Source organism: Spiribacter sp. 1M189 (assembly GCF_040838345.1).
GTDB classification, from domain to species: domain Bacteria; phylum Pseudomonadota; class Gammaproteobacteria; order Nitrococcales; family Nitrococcaceae; genus Spiribacter; species Spiribacter insolitus.
The window spans coordinates 873436-888560 of record NZ_JBAKFF010000001.1; the positions used below are offsets into that span (position 1 = coordinate 873436).

Annotated in this window: 10 protein-coding genes and 1 tRNA gene; 1 reads left to right on the top strand and 10 read right to left on the bottom strand. The window is 60.7% G+C overall.

The genetic code is table 11. The features are described 5' to 3' along the window. Window positions 1–6: 6 nt before the first annotated feature. The 4 genes from V6X30_RS04390 to V6X30_RS04405 form a co-directional block, all read right to left on the bottom strand. Entirely contained in the window at window positions 7–1548 is a 1542-nt protein-coding gene (locus V6X30_RS04390) for an HD domain-containing phosphohydrolase (protein WP_367983428.1), read from the bottom strand. Further along, on the bottom strand, window positions 1545–2654 hold the full coding sequence (locus V6X30_RS04395; RefSeq protein WP_367983429.1) for a sensor histidine kinase: 1110 nt from the start codon (window positions 2652–2654) through the stop codon (window positions 1545–1547). The genes V6X30_RS04390 and V6X30_RS04395 overlap by 4 nt, the downstream gene beginning before the upstream one ends. 4 nt (window positions 2655–2658) lie before the next feature. Next, a complete protein-coding gene (locus tag V6X30_RS04400; protein WP_367983430.1) occupies window positions 2659–3810 on the bottom strand; it encodes an EAL domain-containing protein in 1152 nt (383 codons plus the stop codon). A gap of 242 nt (window positions 3811–4052) precedes the next feature. Then, window positions 4053–5351, bottom strand: coding sequence for a sensor domain-containing diguanylate cyclase (locus tag V6X30_RS04405; protein WP_367983431.1), 1299 nt, complete (start codon window positions 5349–5351; stop codon window positions 4053–4055). Window positions 5352–5494: 143 nt separating this feature from the next. On the opposite strand from V6X30_RS04405, the gene V6X30_RS04410 reads away from it, so the two are divergent. Beyond that, window positions 5495–7336 (top strand): EAL domain-containing protein, encoded by a 1842-nt coding sequence (locus V6X30_RS04410; protein WP_367983432.1) that lies wholly within the window; start codon window positions 5495–5497, stop codon window positions 7334–7336. Here the strand turns inward: V6X30_RS04410 and V6X30_RS04415 are convergent. From V6X30_RS04415 to alaS, 6 genes are all read right to left on the bottom strand, one after another. Beyond that, window positions 7326–8318, bottom strand: a complete 993-nt coding sequence (locus V6X30_RS04415) for a diguanylate cyclase domain-containing protein (protein ID WP_367983433.1) — start codon at window positions 8316–8318, stop codon at window positions 7326–7328. The genes V6X30_RS04410 and V6X30_RS04415 overlap by 11 nt on opposite strands. A gap of 221 nt (window positions 8319–8539) precedes the next feature. Beyond that, entirely contained in the window at window positions 8540–10051 is a 1512-nt protein-coding gene (locus tag V6X30_RS04420) for an amidase (protein ID WP_367983434.1), read from the bottom strand. A 621-nt stretch (window positions 10052–10672) separates the two neighbouring features. Beyond that, a tRNA-Ser gene (locus V6X30_RS04425) sits at window positions 10673–10764 on the bottom strand. A gap of 58 nt (window positions 10765–10822) precedes the next feature. Next, a complete protein-coding gene (gene csrA, locus V6X30_RS04430) occupies window positions 10823–11026 on the bottom strand; it encodes a carbon storage regulator CsrA (protein ID WP_367983435.1) in 204 nt (67 codons plus the stop codon). Between the two features lie 191 nt (window positions 11027–11217). Next, window positions 11218–12498 carry an aspartate kinase gene (locus V6X30_RS04435; RefSeq protein ID WP_367983436.1) on the bottom strand — a complete coding sequence of 427 codons (1281 nt, stop codon included), beginning with the start codon at window positions 12496–12498 and terminating at the stop codon, window positions 11218–11220. 2 nt (window positions 12499–12500) lie between these two features. After that, window positions 12501–15113: an alanine--tRNA ligase gene (alaS, locus tag V6X30_RS04440; protein WP_367983437.1), complete on the bottom strand. Its 2613-nt coding sequence runs from the start codon at window positions 15111–15113 to the stop codon at window positions 12501–12503. Window positions 15114–15125: the final 12 nt, after the last annotated feature.

Genomic DNA, 15125 nt, shown 5'->3' on the forward strand with positions numbered 1-15125 from the left:
CACGGATCAGCCGTAAAGCACGGCGATCTGCGGCTCAACTTTCCTGAAGTGCTCGATCATCATTGGATCGAAATGGCGGCCCGCATCGCCAATAAGCTGCTCCCGGGTTTCCTCGCGGTCCCATGCCCGCTTGTAGGCCCGCTCTGAACGCAGGGCATCATAGACGTCAGCAATCGCGACGATGCGCGCCTCATCAGCGATCTCTGTTCCTCGTTTGCCACGGGGATAACCCGAGCCATCCCACTTCTCGTGATGATCGAGGGCGATCGTCGCCGCCAGTTTGAGGACCCGTCGGCTGGAATGCTCGAGGATGGAGTGACCGATCCTGGTGTGTTCCATCACTTCTTCGAACTCCTCTGCGGTGAGGCGGCCCGGCTTGTTCAGGATCTGATCCGGGATGGCGATCTTACCGAGGTCATGGAGCACCGATGCCAGGGCGAGGTCATCGATTTCCGAGCTCGGATAACCGAGTGACTGCGCGATCAAACGCGTGATGTGCGCGACCCGCTCGACATGCGCCGATGTCTCCGAGGAGCGGAACTCCACCACCTCGCCGAGCCTGTGAATCACCTCGAACTGGGTATCCAGTATCTCCTGATGGAGGCTGTTGTTCTCCATCGCCCGACAGATGTGACTGAGGAAGACGTTGATCAAGGAGTGGTCAAAGCTGTCCAGCAGTCCCACACCGTCGAAGAGCAGCACAAAGGTGCCGAGACTGTCCGACGAGAAGGCACAGGCGAGCGCGTTATCCTCGAGCACCGATCGTTTCTGACTGAACGCCGTCATCACTGTCTGCATGTGATCTGATCCGAGAACGCTCTCGGCATGCAGCTCCGGGAGGAGTTCGAAACGGCCGGTACCGGCAATCGACCGAACGTTGCTCCCTACTCCGTCCATGAAGAATGCAGCGGCGTCGATGTCCCCTTCGGATTTCAGGAGGACCACATCCGGATTGGACTGCATGAGATTCGAGAACTGGGTGATGGCGGTCTGTACGAACGTCCGCTGGCTCTCCAGCCGGTAGAGGTCGGCTGCTTCGCTGATGATTTGGTTGAAGCCCTCTCGACTCGCACGAATGGTCCGGCTGTCGCAGTAACTCTTGATCGACGTGTGGACGGCCGTGTAGAGCTTGGTCGCGGTCAGCTCCGTCTTCTCTTTGTAATCGTTGATGTCGTACCGCCGGATGACCTCTTTCTCCGGCGCGGAGCCCGGCTCGCCGGTCCGCAGTATGATGCGCGTGCTTTTCTCGCCCAGCGTCTCGCGGATGAACTCGACGATCCTGAGGCCCGCGTCGGCCTGATCCATCACCACATCCAGCAGCACCAGGGCCACATCCGGATGCGCTCGCAGGAGCGAGAGGGTCTGGGCAACGTCGTAGCTGTCGAGAAACTCGATTGGCTGCCCCAGATAGACATAGTCGTCCAGGGCCAGCTTGCTCATGACGTGAACTTCCTCATCGTCATCCGCGACGAGGACTTTCCATGGCTTCGAGACGACCTCGCCCCGTGTCTCGGTCTCCGGCGCAAAGCTCAGCCGATCATCGCTCATCCGTGTCGCCTCATGGTGAATACGAACCGGGCACCGACCGCCGGCTGTTCGAGTTTTATCGTGCCATTCAGGCGGTTTTCCACCAGCTCGCGCACGATCGACATGCCTAGCCCTGTCGACGCCGGGTCATCACTGCCGCTGACGAAGGGATCAAATAATGTCTCGACCATGCCCTGTGGTATGCCTGTCCCGTTGTCCGTGTACAGCACTTCAACCATTCCGATATTGGCCGTGGCCTCGATCTCAATCCTTGCCGGACGGGCATCCACCCTCTGCGAAAACCCGTGACGAAGGGAATTCACGACAAGATTCGAGACGATTTGGGAGAGTACGCTCGGGCTTTCAAATACGACAATATCTTTCGGTATATTCACCAATACGTCGACATTTCGCTTCTCTAGAAGCGGCTTTAGCTGCTCGATAATATCTAAGATATAAGCATGCAGCCAGAGCTTTTCCCGCTCGTGCCGACGTGCGTCCTTGGAAAAGCTTCGAAGCCCATTAATGATCTTCGCCGCTCGGGCCAGGTTGGAGTCGACCAGCCGGGCTGCCTCGCCAGCCGCATGCAGGAACGCCTGCATCTGGCGTTGGGTGAGTTCGCCGCGCGCAAAACTCGTCTCGAGGCCTGCGATTTTGTCGCTCAGGTGCGAGGCGCTTGTGATGCAGACGCCGAGGGGCGTGTTGAGCTCATGAGAGACTTGAGACACCAGGTCGCCCAGCGGGGCGAGCTCCTCCATCTGCTTTACGAGTCGTCTGAGCCTCGAGAGCTCATCTTCAAGGGCCTTCTCCCCGGCGATGTCCTCGCACTCGATCCAGAACTGATCATCCCCGCACTGCAGGGCCCAGAACCGAAGTCCATCATGATCCAGCGTGACATCCAATGCAGCCGGTTGGGAAAGTTCTCGAAAGATTTTTTCAGGAATACCTGGAAAAATGGCATGCAGGGTCGTGACACGACTTGCCGAATCATCCATCAGGTCTCGCGCGGGGTGGCTGGCCGATTCGATGTGGCCCGTCGAATTGATGATGAAAATGGCCCGGTCGTCGATGCCCTCGATCGGAACGGCCAGATGCCAGATGCCCGGCGACACCGGTTTTTCGCTCATTGTTTTATTTTGGCCCGTGAAACCGGATGAAATCATCCAACGGTAGCGGGCGACCGAAGAGATAACCCTGGACCGCCTCACAGCCGGCCTCGCGCAATACCTCCAACGTACACGGGTCCTCGACGCCCTCGGCGAAGACCTCCATTTCGGCGGCATGCGCTTCGCGGACGCTCCTCTCCACCAGTGCGCGCTTGTCGCTGTCCGCGACCAGGTTCTCGACCCAGGAGACATCCAGCTTCAGACGCGAAAAGGGTTGATGATGGGTGGTGGGATGCGGCTCGCCAATCCGCCAGTCATCCATGGCAAAGCCAATCCCGTAGGCCTGCAGTCGCGCACAGGCGTCGATATCTTCGTCGGTGAGCTCCATGGCCTCGGCTTCGGTGAGCTCGAAGGTGACGAGCCCTGGCACCAGTCGCCCATCCCTGGCGGCCTCCTCCACCGCATTGAGCAGCCAGTCGCTGCGCAAATCGGATGCGGTCAGGTTCATGGACAGACCGAAGCGCTCATCCAGGGACTGCAGTCGGGAAACATCCAGACAGACCCGCTCCAGCACCATGCGCGTCACTCCCCCGATCATCCCAAATTTCTGCGCCAACGGGACGAACGCCTCAGGGGCAATAATATGGCCATCATCGCTGCGCCAGCGCAGCAACGCCTCGGCCCCGATCAAATCGCCGCTCGCAGGTGAGAAAACCGGCTGGTAGACCAGGAAGAACAGACCGCGGTCGATGGCCTCGCGCATGGAACCGACGGTCACCGGAGGGCCGGTATCGTCGGCGTCGGCCATCAGGGCCAGAACATCCGTCTGGAAGCGGTCCAGCGCTTCGATCAGTCGCTCATCCGGCAGCACATTTCGCACCCGCCGGTCTTCCTGCCCCTGTTGAATCCGCAACCAGCCTTCGTCACAAAGCCAGTGCAGATGATAATGGATGCCTGCTTCGGAATAAGGCAACTCGTAGATGAGCTGCTTCATGGTCAGGCTCTTGCCGCGCTCGTGGCCGACCGCCACCTCGATACAGATATCCAGTGGGATGTTGGAGGTCGCCGCTGGCAGTGTGTCACCGATGTGATAGCGAATGGCCTGTGCCAGTAACGCGGCATCCAGCGCGCGGTGGGTATCCTGGCTGGCTTTTTCACCGGAATCGCGATTGTCCATTCGCCCCTCTGCGGTATGTTCTCGTCTTGCTGCCACTCGTTCGCCTTGGATTTCTCAGTCGTTTATTGGATATTCAGACCTGAAATCCCTGTTCATCGTTCAGTCTGCCCTTGACTCTCCAGGAGCAATGCCTACTCAAGGCGGCTCGGCAATCGGGATGCCGGTGCCCGTTGGCAACACCTTTCCGCCGTCGGAATATCAGCGCAATAACCCCTCCGCGGTCATCGACCCACCTGTGACGCTCATGCCGCTTCTACCCGGTTCCGGCCATTCGACTTGGCCTGGTAAAGGGCGTCATCCACCCGACGGAACCAGGCGCGCAGGCCCTCGCCCATCCGGTACTGACTCACACCCAGTGAGATACGCACCGGATCCAGATCGCGGCCGATGGGTGTCCGCTCGACCTGCCGGCGCAGCGATTCGGCCACCGAGACCGCACCACGACGATCGGTGTCCGGGAGGATCAGCGCGAATTCCTCGCCCCCCCAGCGCACCAGATAATCTGATGCGCGCAGCCGAGATCGAACACTCTTCACGACCGATTTCAGCACCTTGTCGCCGACATGATGACCGAATTCGTCGTTGATCGCCTTGAAATGATCCAGATCGAAGAGGATCAGGGCCAGGGGGTGCGGACCGGTGTCAGCCCGGCGGATTTCACGTGCAAGGATGTCATCGGCGAACCGTCGGTTGTGCGCACCGGTCAATGGATCGTGGTTAGCGGCCTGCCAGAGTTCGCGCTCGAAAACCCTCTGCTCGGTGCGATCTCGCAGGATAATGACGGCACCCATCGACTCGCCGTGGCCGATCGACATGGCCTTGGCCGAGACCTCCAGGTGAATCGTGCTGCCGTCCGAGTGCCTGACAGTGACCCGTTGATCCGCAAGCGGTACGCCCGTGCGCATGACCCCGCGGATTCGCTCCAGGAGATCAACCTCTTCGACGATCATAACGGCGTCGAGGGGACGCTCGATGCGGGCACGCCGCAATGGATCGAGCCATTGCTCCCAGGTCTTCTCGCAAAGCAGTCGCCCCCGATCGATCTCCAGCATACGTTCTGCTGCCGGGTTCATGAGCGTGACTCGGCCCGCGGGGTCAATCCCGACGATGCCCTCGCTGATGCTCTCGAGGATACGTCGATTCGCATGCTCGAGCTCTATCTCATGGGTAATCTCGCGCTGGACCGAGACATAGAAATCCTGGCCGGTCTCGGCATCCTCAAGGCGGGAGATGCTCCAACGCACGATATAGGGCTCACCGTTTTTGCGGTAATTGACCGTTGAGCCCTCGAAGGCCTCGCCCGCCAGTAACTGCTGGCGCAGGCGCTGCAAAACCGTTCGGTCGGTCGCCGGCCCCTGCAGAATACGCGGCGTTTCACCAATCAGCTCTTCAAGCGAATAGCCTGTCTTCCGACAGAAGGCGCGATTGGCGTAGACGATTCGGGGGCCGGGGGCGGCCAGTTGTGTCTCAGTCACGAGCACGGAGTCGTATACCTGCTCAACCAGTCTGGCGAGCACGGATTGGTCGGATAGTGATTCCATGATGATGACATTAAGAACAATCTAGTAGATAGGCTAACGCTAAACACCGAGCGGGCCCACACTGTCATCACTCGATAAAGCCCATTAATTCCATGGATGAATCTTAAGATGTTTGCTCTGCCGGTACATGCTACTTTGGCGGAATGAAGCGAAGCATCCGATTGCTCGGCCTGGCCGTTGTGATTCTTGGCCTCGGTTTCGGCGTCACCGCGAACTTCTACCAAGATCATCTGGAGACCGTGGATGACGAGCGCGAGCGCGCCAGAAACGCACTCCAGCAGGCCGGCGACCTGATCGCTGAAAGGACGGCCGAAGCCGTTGTCACCCGAGACCTTGCGGCGATTCATCGGGAGCTGGAATTTCTCGCGACGGTGCCGATCATTCAAACCGTGCAAATCTACGATTTCGCCGGCAACCCGCTACTCGAGGTTCAGAAAACGGGTCGGGAATTGTCTTTTTCAGAGGCTTCCGACAGTCAACTCCAATCGCCGCAGTCCGGTTTTCATGCCCAGTTTCCCGGCCTCACGCATGTCACGCCCATCCACCTGGATCGGGCCACCATTGGCTGGGTCGAGGCCGCCGCCAATCGTGAGCTCACCGAGTCGCGGGTCTCGTCGAGTTTCTGGCGTTTCCTGCTCGAATCCTTCCTCGTGTGGTGCCTGCTGGGATTGCTGGTGGTCATCATCTTTCTCCAGGCCCGCTTCCAGCATCGCCTGGAGCGGCGGCTGCGCATTGATGAGGTCACCGGTGAGCTGTCCCGTCACGGATTCAAGCAGCGTTGCGGCAACGGCCAGCGCCAGGAGAGCGGTGTACTGTTCCTGCTCGACCTTAAGAATCTCAAGTCGATCAACGACGGCCATGGCATCACCACCGGCGACCGTGTTCTGTGGAAGGTCGCGGCAGCGCTCCGGGCTTATGTGGGCCCACATGCCGATATCGCTCGCCTCAGTGCAGATGATTTCGCCATCGTTGCCCCCTGCAGCGACTGGACATCCGCCGAGCAGCTCGCCGGCGAGCTGATTGACGCAGTCAGGTCCGCTGACCTGAGTGATATCAGGGACATCGGCCGAATCCGAGCGCATGCCGGCATTAGCCTCATCGGGCCAGAGGATGATCTTTCGCAGCGGCTCTCAGAGGCGGACATGGCGCTGTGTCAGGCCAAGCAAACCAGCCCATCCGGATTTATGCGGGCCGACGACGCCTTCCTCGATGCCTCTCGGGAACGGGGTGAGACGGTAACCGAGCGCGATATCCGACGGGGACTGAAACAGGGCGAGTTTGCCTACTTCATCCAGCCGCTGATGGATACCTACGTTAATGAGATTGTTGGCTACGAGGCGCTGATCCGGTGGCGCGTCGACGGCGAGACCCTCTCGCCGGCCGTTTTTCTTGATCGCTTCAAGGAGGCGATCAAGGACCCGGAGTTATATCAGTGCGTTGTCGCGATGCGCCGTGAGCTCTCGCAGCGCGCCGCTCGTAATGGCGTCGGTCTGCTCGCCTACAACATACGTCTTGAGGACCTGCCAAGGCTGGCCACGAGCGAGCGGTTCCTGAATGATTTCGGTGCCGACGCCGGCAATGGCCTTCAGATCATGATCGAGGTCTCCGAGAGCGGCCTCCCCCGGTCATTGGGTGACGACCTCTCCGATCTTAAGTCCGCCTGGACGCGGATTCATGATGAGCGAAGCGTCCTGGCACTCGATGACTTCGGCGCCCTGGAGAGCAATCTCTACCGGCTGCGGGAGCTCGATATCGATTACGTCAAGATCGACAAGGCGCTGATCTCGACCGTCGAAGCCGACCCCAAGGCACAGGCCATCGTGCGCTCGATCGCCACGCTCTGCAGGGATCTGCATATTGCGGTCATTGCGGAAGGCATCGAGCGCGAAGCCCAGGCACGCATTATCCGCACGCTGGGCATCACCTTACAGCAAGGGTTCTACCATGGCCGGCCCCAGCCTGCGGACCATTACCTCAACCCATAAATCGGGCCCATCTGCCCCCGCCCTGCTCCTTCGCCCGATAAGCCGCCTGGTCCGCGCGCCGCAGTAGCAGATCGCCATCCACCGGGGCATGGGGGTCAAAAGCGGCCATGCCGAGGCTCGCTGAAACCTGCACGATGACCGGCGGGGAATCCAGCCTGATCGGCTCTTCGACGACGGCAAGGATATCCTCGATGGCATCGTCGGATCGGTTACCGCCCAGCACCAGCACAAACTCATCACCCCCGAGCCGGGCTGCCGTCTCACTGCGATGGAGATGCGCCTGGAGCCGCTCCGCGACTTGAATGAGCACCTTGTCACCGGCTTCATGTCCATGCTGGTCATTGATCGGCTTAAATCCGTCGAGATCCAGCATGCACACGCGAAACGAGGCGTGCCGCTCTTCGGCCCGGGCCATGGCCTTCTCGAGCTGATCCGCCAGCAGGCGGCGGTTCGCCAGGCCCGTCAGCGGATCGTAGCTTGCGATCCAGCGAAGCTCCGCCTCGTAGCGCAGGCGGGCCCGGATATCCCGAAAAACGGCCACATGATGCTGCGTTTCCTGGGAACCGTCCCGGACCGTGGAGATGGAGGCTTCCGCAGGCAGCGACTTCCCCTCGCGACTGCGATAACGCACCTCACCGTTCCACTCACCGCTTCCGTGATCCAGCGCCTGGACCATCTCGGGTAGCAGCGTCTGGCTTTCCGTCGGGAAGAAAATCAGGCTGACGTGACGATGCTGGATTTCATCAAGGGTATAGCCAAGCAGTTCGGTGAACGCCCGATTGACATCCAGTACACGATGGTTGGCATCGGTAATGATGATGCCTTCGCGACACGCATCAAAGACACTCGCGGCGAGCTTGAGCCGGGTTTCCGACTCTTTTTCCTGATGCCTTGCCCACCAGATTGCCGCTGAGACAACGAATATGACAAGCAGTACGCCGAACAGCCCGATAGCCAGCTCGTGACGCACCACAAATTCCATCAGGCTCGAGCGGGGCCAACGCCGCGTAGACTGTCCATAGTCCCTGCACCGTAGTCCTTTAGAACCATATGCATCCATGAATTTCGCAAACGAAGTTCAGGGATAACTTTTATCGGATACTGGTTATTGCACCCATCCCAAGATGACATGGGATCGCCCCTCGCGGGGCGATCCCTCCGGGCGCATTAAAGACTAAGCGGCTTGCGTAGGTGAAGCGCTCGCTAGCCCATTTTCACCTGATAGGCATGTGCTGCCTTGAGCACAACCGACTCACACCAGTGTCGGCCAACCAGCTGCATACCAACCGGCAGCCCCGCAGAGAAGCCGACCGGTATACTGATTGCTGGATGACCCGAAATATCGAAGGCAGCGGTGTTCTGCAGATTGCCCAGGGCTCCCGCAAGAATACTCGGTAGGCTATTGTCGGCGGGACGCTTGAAGGCCTTCATGGCGGTGGTAGGCAGCACCAGCAAGTCACACTGCTCGAGCGCCGCATTGTAATGTGCCGTGAGACGGCGACCGAGGTTCTGGGCCTTGCCATAGTAATGCCGATTGTATTTTTCCGACATGTAATGACCGGCCAGCACGGTCATCTTCACAGTGTCGCTGAAGTCGTGACCGCGCGCACGACGGGCACGACCGTAAAAATCCATCAGGTCCGTGCTGTAGTGACCCTTGGAGTTAGTGCCGTAGGCATCACCACGGATCATCAGTTCAGTCGCCCCTTCAAATGCGATCGCGGACCACAGCGCCATGGCATCACGATGCATCGGCACTGAGACCTCCAACGTGCTGGCGCCGGCCCGTTCAAGCACGGCAATCCCCTCGCGGACGGCATCGTCTACATCCGGCTCGCTGACGCCCGGAATGCCAAAACCTTCGGTCAGTACGCCAATCCGAAGCCCGCTCAGGTCCTCAGCGAGTGAGCCAACATAGTCACCGACCTGGACGTCATACTGTCGAGGATCCAGCCCGTCGGGTCCAGCAAGCACCTCGAGCATCCGCGCACAGTCCTCGGCGGTCCGCGCCATGGGCCCCACATGATCGATGGTCTTCTCAATGGGGAAGATGCCCGTATAGGGCACCAGCCCATGCGTGGGTTTGAGTCCGTAACACCCGCTCCAGGAGGCCGGAAGACGGATCGAGCCGCCTTGATCACCACCGAGGGCCATATCCACCTCACCGTTGGTCACAACAACCCCACTACCGTTGGAAGAGGAGCCAGCGAGGCGCTCAGGATCATGTGGGTTGACCGGCTGCGGCTCGGGATAACCCGTGCATCCCCCGCCGTCGAAGCAGAACGCTGGGACTGCCGTCTTGCCGACGATATGCGCGCCGGCATCGAGCAGCCGAGTCACAACCGTCGCATCTTCCTGGGGAACAAACCCCTCCATCACCGCTGAACCATTCAGCATGGGTACGCCGGCGAGCGAGATATTGTCCTTGAGCGCCACCGTCCGACCTACCAGCGGCCCCTCTTCGGCACCGGGGACCGAGCACTTCCAACTCCAGCCATTCAGCGGGTTGTCATCCCCGGTGGGTCGGTAGCCGATCTCCAAGCGCGGATACTTGACCGGCAGACGCTCGTCCGCTAACTCGTCAATCCGGTCATAGATCGCCATCGCCTCAGAGATCGCTGACTCGAAAGCGCCCAGCTCCTCTGGAGTTAGATCAAAGCCGTACTCGTCGGATACGGACTCAAGCATCTTCAGACCAGGTCTCTTTACTGTCATTGCAGTCCCCCCCAGGGGCAGTATTGATTAGAGTAATGAACCGCCCCGGGTATCGCGGAGGCTCACTGGTTTAAGTCATGCCGCCTCAGGGACAAGTGCTTCGGTGCGGCGCTATTAGTTTGCCTCAGCCTCTGCCGGTGGGGTATACCCGAACCATTCCATCAGCCGATGCTCAATACCCCAGCCGACTTAAAAGGTATAACAGCGAATAGAACGGCTGCGCTCGATGTATCAGCGGACGGAGAGGATATCGACGAAAAGAAAGCACCCAGATTAAGTTTCCTCCACTTCTTCCTCGACCACGAACTCATCAGCGAAGCCACACTCCTTCATGATCGCGCTCTGCTGGAGTGCCTCGTATTCACCTTTGAGCTGCGAGAGCTCCTGCTCCTTGTCATCCCCACCTATGAAAAAAAGCCTCTCGCGGGGCTATTTTTGTATCTGGCGGAGAGGGTGGGATTAACTCGCCCCTCGCGGGGCTCGCCCTCCGGGCGCCTCGCCGACGCTCGGCGTCCCAACGGCCTGTGGCCGTTGGTCGAACCCATCATCTGTTCCTTCGTGGGTTCGAACCCCAGTTCTGTCAGATACAAAAAAAGCCCCTCGCGGGGCTATTTTCGTATCTGGCGGAGAGGGTGGGATTCGAACCCACGAAGGGCGGTTAAGCCCTTACTCCCTTAGCAGGGGAGCGCCTTCAGCCGCTCGGCCACCTCTCCGATGTCAATGCGGAGGATACGGGATCAGCACCTCATTCGTAAACCGGCCGCAATGGACTCAGGCTTCCTTCGGGGTTTCATCGTCATCCGCCGGGCCGTTCTCCCCGCGGATGCGCTCGTAGATTTCTTCCCGGTGAACGGTGACGTCCTTCGGCGCCTTGACACCGATCCGCACCTGATTGCCCTTAACGCCAAGGACAGTCACTGCGACGTCGTCACCTATCATCAGGGTTTCGCCGACCCTGCGCGTCAGAATGAGCATTCCGACATCTCCTCATTGTTCTGCAACCGCACGCCGGTTGGACTGCCGGCCGGCCGCATAAGATCCCTGCCCAAATGAGTAACCGGCCCTGTACATCGACAGCCCCCGACCGGTTCGCTTTTAGAATTTATTTCCACTGATTGTATATTCCTGCGCGGGGGCTGTCTCCCCCGCATCACCAACCAGTCGGCCTAATTCTTCGCCGGCTCACCCTCGACCGTTACCGTCTGACCGGACTTGTCATCGAGTTCGAAGGCCTTATGTAGCGCCCGTGTGCCGAGCTCCAGATACTTCTCGTCGATCACCACCGAGATCTTGATCTCCGAGGTGGAGATCATCTGAATATTGATGCCTTCGGCTGCCAGGGCGTTAAACATCAGACTCGCCACGCCCGCGTGTGAGCGCATGCCGACGCCCACCAGCGAGAGCTTGACGATACTGCTGTCGCCGAAGACCTCGCGGGCACCCAGTACACCGGCCTGCTTGCGCAGGATATCCAGGGCGCGTTCGTACTCGCTCTTGTTGACGGTGAACGTAAAGTCGGTCAGCCCATCATTGCTGATGTTCTGCACGATCATGTCGATTTCGATGTTGGCATCCGAGACCGGCCCCAGGATCTGGGCGGCGATCCCCGGCGTATCCGGCACACCAATCATCGTGAGCTTGGCCTCATCGCGATTGAACGCGATCCCGGCGATCAGGGGCTCTTCCATACTGCCCTGCTGCATGTCTTCTCCTTCCATCGTGATCAGCGTGCCGGGGCCATCCTCGAATGAGGAGAGCACCCGCAACGGAACCTGGTACTTGCCGGCGAACTCGACGGCGCGGATCTGCAGGACCTTGGAACCGAGGCTCGCCAGCTCGAGCATCTCTTCGAAGGTGATCTGCTCGAGTCGTCGGGCGGTCGGGACCACCCGAGGATCAGTGGTGTAGACGCCATCCACATCCGTATAGATCTGACACTCATCCGCCTCCAGTGCGGCCGCCAGCGCCACCGCCGTGGTATCGGAACCGCCGCGGCCCAGGGTGGTGATCGAGCCGTTCTCATCGACTCCCTGAAAACCGGCGACGACGACAATGCGACCCGAGCTGAGGTCATCGCGGATGATCTCGGCGTCAATGTCCTGGATCCGCGCCTTGCTGAACGCGCTATCGGTGAGGATGCGTACCTGCGCCCCGGTATAGCAGCGCGCCGGCGCGCCCAGGCGCTCCAGCACCATGGTCAGCAGCGCGATGGTGACCGTCTCGCCGGTGGAAAGGATCAGATCGAGTTCCCGGGGGCGGGGGATCGTCGTCTGCGCGGCAGCGTGGGCGAGATCGGTCAGCCGATCGGTCTCGCCTTTCATGGCAGAGACCACGACCACGACATCATGCCCGGCATCCCGCGATGCCATCACCTTGCGGGCGACGTTTTCGATCCGTTCGATGTTGGCGACGGAAGAGCCACCAAACTTCTGGACAATCAGGGGCATGCCTATCCTTTCTTGTTTTCCAGGTGATCCTGAACCCAGGCTGATACCGAGGCCAGTGCGGCGGGGAGCGCCTCCGGATCACTGCCGCCGGCCTGGGCAAAATCCGCCCGACCACCGCCACGACCGCCCACCTGGCCGGCCACGTGATTCACCAGGTTGCCGGCCCGCAGCCGATCGGTGAGATCCGATGTGACGCCCGCCACCAGCCGGACTTTCTGGTCGTCGCTGGCCGCCAGTACGATGACCGCGGTGCCGAGCTTGTTCTTGAGTTGGTCGACCGTATCGCGAAGCGACTCGCCGCCTTCCTCGATCCGGGCGGCGAGTACCCGGACACCCTCGATTTCGAGGGCATTGTCAGCGAGCTCACTACCCGCCTGGCTCGCCAGGCGCTGCTTGAGCCGGCCCAGTTCCCTCTCCAGTTCACGGACCTTGTCGGTCTCCTGATCGAGCCGCATCAGGACGTTATCCGGTGACACCCGGAGCCGGTCGGCGGCCTGCTGCAGTGTGCGGGCCTGTGTCTGCATCCTCTCGATGGCCGCCGCGCCAGTCACCGCCTCGATACGGCGCACGCCGGCAGAGACGCCACCCTCTGTCGTGATCGCGAACAGACCGATGCGGCCCGTACTCTCGATATGGCAGCCGCCACAGAGCTCGGTGGAGAACCCGCCAAAACGCACGACCCTCACCCGATCGCCGTATTTCTCGCCAAATAATGCCGTCGCGCCCATTTCAATGGCGCGGTCGTAATCCGTCTCAAAAATCTCGGCGTCGTCGTCGCGGCGAATCCAGGCGTTGACCAGCACCTCGATGTCCTCGAGCTCGTCTGCCGTAATCGGTTCGAAATGCGCGAAATCAAAGCGCAGCCGGTCGGACGCGACCAGCGATCCCTTCTGATGAATGTGCTCGCCGAGCACCTCGCGCAGCGCGGCATGAAGCAGATGCGTCGCGGTGTGGTTGAGCGCCGTGCGATGGCGGCGTGCCGCATCGATCCGTGCATCAACCGCATCACCGAGCTGCAGCCGGCCGCTGACCATCTGCCCCAGATGACCGCGGGCCTGCGCGTAGCGCTGGGTGTCCTCGACCTTGAATTCCACGCCGGAGGCGATCAGGTACCCGGTATCACCCACCTGACCGCCGGCCTCGGCATAGAACGGTGTCCGGTCGAGGATGACCATCCCCTCGTCACCGGGCTCAAGGGCATCGACTGCCCCGCCATCGCGGTACAGCCCGATCACCTGGGCGGCGTCCTCGATGACATCGTAGCCACTGAAGGTGGTCGTACCGCCAAAATCCGCCGCACCACCGTACTCGGCGCGGAAAACGCTCGCCGCGCGCGCGCGCTCACGCTGCGAGGTCATGGCTGTCTCGAATCCTTCCATGTCCAGATGCAGCCCCTGCTCTCGGGCCACGTCCGCGGTCAGATCGACTGGAAAGCCATAGGTGTCGTAGAGCTTGAAGACTGTCTCGCCGGGCACGGTATCGCCATCGAGGTGCTCGAGGTCATCGGCAAGCAACCGCAGCCCCTGCTCCAGCGTTTCCCGGAAGCGGACCTCCTCCTGACGCAGTACGCGCTCGACCAGCTCCCGGTTGTTGGGCAGCTCCGGATAGGCTTCGCCCATCTCCGTGATCAGCGGCGCCACCAGCTTCCAGAAAAAGGGCTCCTCGACACCGAGCTTATAGCCATGGCGGACGGCACGGCGAATGATCCGGCGCAGGACATAGCCGCGTCCCTCATTACCCGGCAGCACTCCGTCGACCACCAGGAAGGCGCAGGCGCGGATATGGTCGGCGATCACCCGCAGTGAGCTGCTCTCGCGATCCTCGGTACCGGCGAGGCGCGCCGCGGCGTCGACCAGGTTGCGGAACAGATCGATATCGAAGTTGTTGGTCACGCCCTGGACCACCGCGGCGACCCGCTCGAGCCCCATGCCGGTGTCGATGGACGGCTTTGGCAGCGGCGTCAGCGCGCCGTTGGCGCCGCGGTCGTACTGCATGAACACCAGATTCCAGATCTCGACGTAACGGTCGCCATCCTCCTCCGGTGTCCCGGGAGGGCCGCCGGGAACCTCCGGGCCGTGGTCATAGAAGATCTCGGAACAGGGGCCGCAGGGCCCGGTATCGCCCATGGACCAGAAGTTGTCCGCCGCGCCGATGCGAGAGAACCGCGACGGATCCACACCCACCTCGTCGAGCCAGATGGACGCCGCCTCGTCGTCCTCCTCGTAGACCGTCACCCACAGACGCTCGGCGGGGAGCTCCAGCGTTTCGGTGAGGAATGCCCAGGCATATTGGATGGCATCGCGCTTGAAATAATCACCGAAACTGAAGTTGCCGAGCATTTCGAAGAACGTGTGATGCCGGGCGGTGTAGCCCACGTTCTCAAGATCATTGTGCTTACCGCCGGCGCGCACGCAGCGCTGTGAGCTGACCGCCCGCTGGTAGGGACGCTGTTCACGCCCAAGGAAGACGTCCTTGAATGGCACCATCCCGGCATTGGTGAACAGCAGCGTTGGATCATTCGCCGGCACCAGTGGGCTGCTGGGGACGATCTCGTGACCGCGCTCGGCGAAGAACGTCTGGAATGCCCTGCGAATATCTGCGCTGCTCTTGTTCATGCCCTTTCGCTT

Excerpts from the sequence above, each read along its gene's own strand:
- V6X30_RS04390 (WP_367983428.1), bottom strand. The coding sequence starts at position 1,548 with ATGAGCGATGATCGGCTGAGCTTTGCGCCGGAGACCGAGACACGGGGC.
- csrA (WP_367983435.1), bottom strand. The coding sequence starts at position 11,026 with ATGCTCATTCTGACGCGCAGGGTCGGCGAAACCCTGATGATAGGTGAC.
- V6X30_RS04405 (WP_367983431.1), bottom strand. The coding sequence starts at position 5,351 with ATGGAATCACTATCCGACCAATCCGTGCTCGCCAGACTGGTTGAGCAG.
- V6X30_RS04415 (WP_367983433.1), bottom strand. The coding sequence starts at position 8,318 with ATGGAATTTGTGGTGCGTCACGAGCTGGCTATCGGGCTGTTCGGCGTA.
- V6X30_RS04410 (WP_367983432.1), top strand. The coding sequence starts at position 5,495 with ATGAAGCGAAGCATCCGATTGCTCGGCCTGGCCGTTGTGATTCTTGGC.
- alaS (WP_367983437.1), bottom strand. The coding sequence starts at position 15,113 with ATGAACAAGAGCAGCGCAGATATTCGCAGGGCATTCCAGACGTTCTTC.
- V6X30_RS04435 (WP_367983436.1), bottom strand. The coding sequence starts at position 12,498 with ATGCCCCTGATTGTCCAGAAGTTTGGTGGCTCTTCCGTCGCCAACATC.
- V6X30_RS04395 (WP_367983429.1), bottom strand. The coding sequence starts at position 2,654 with ATGAGCGAAAAACCGGTGTCGCCGGGCATCTGGCATCTGGCCGTTCCG.
- V6X30_RS04420 (WP_367983434.1), bottom strand. The coding sequence starts at position 10,051 with ATGACAGTAAAGAGACCTGGTCTGAAGATGCTTGAGTCCGTATCCGAC.
- V6X30_RS04400 (WP_367983430.1), bottom strand. The coding sequence starts at position 3,810 with ATGGACAATCGCGATTCCGGTGAAAAAGCCAGCCAGGATACCCACCGC.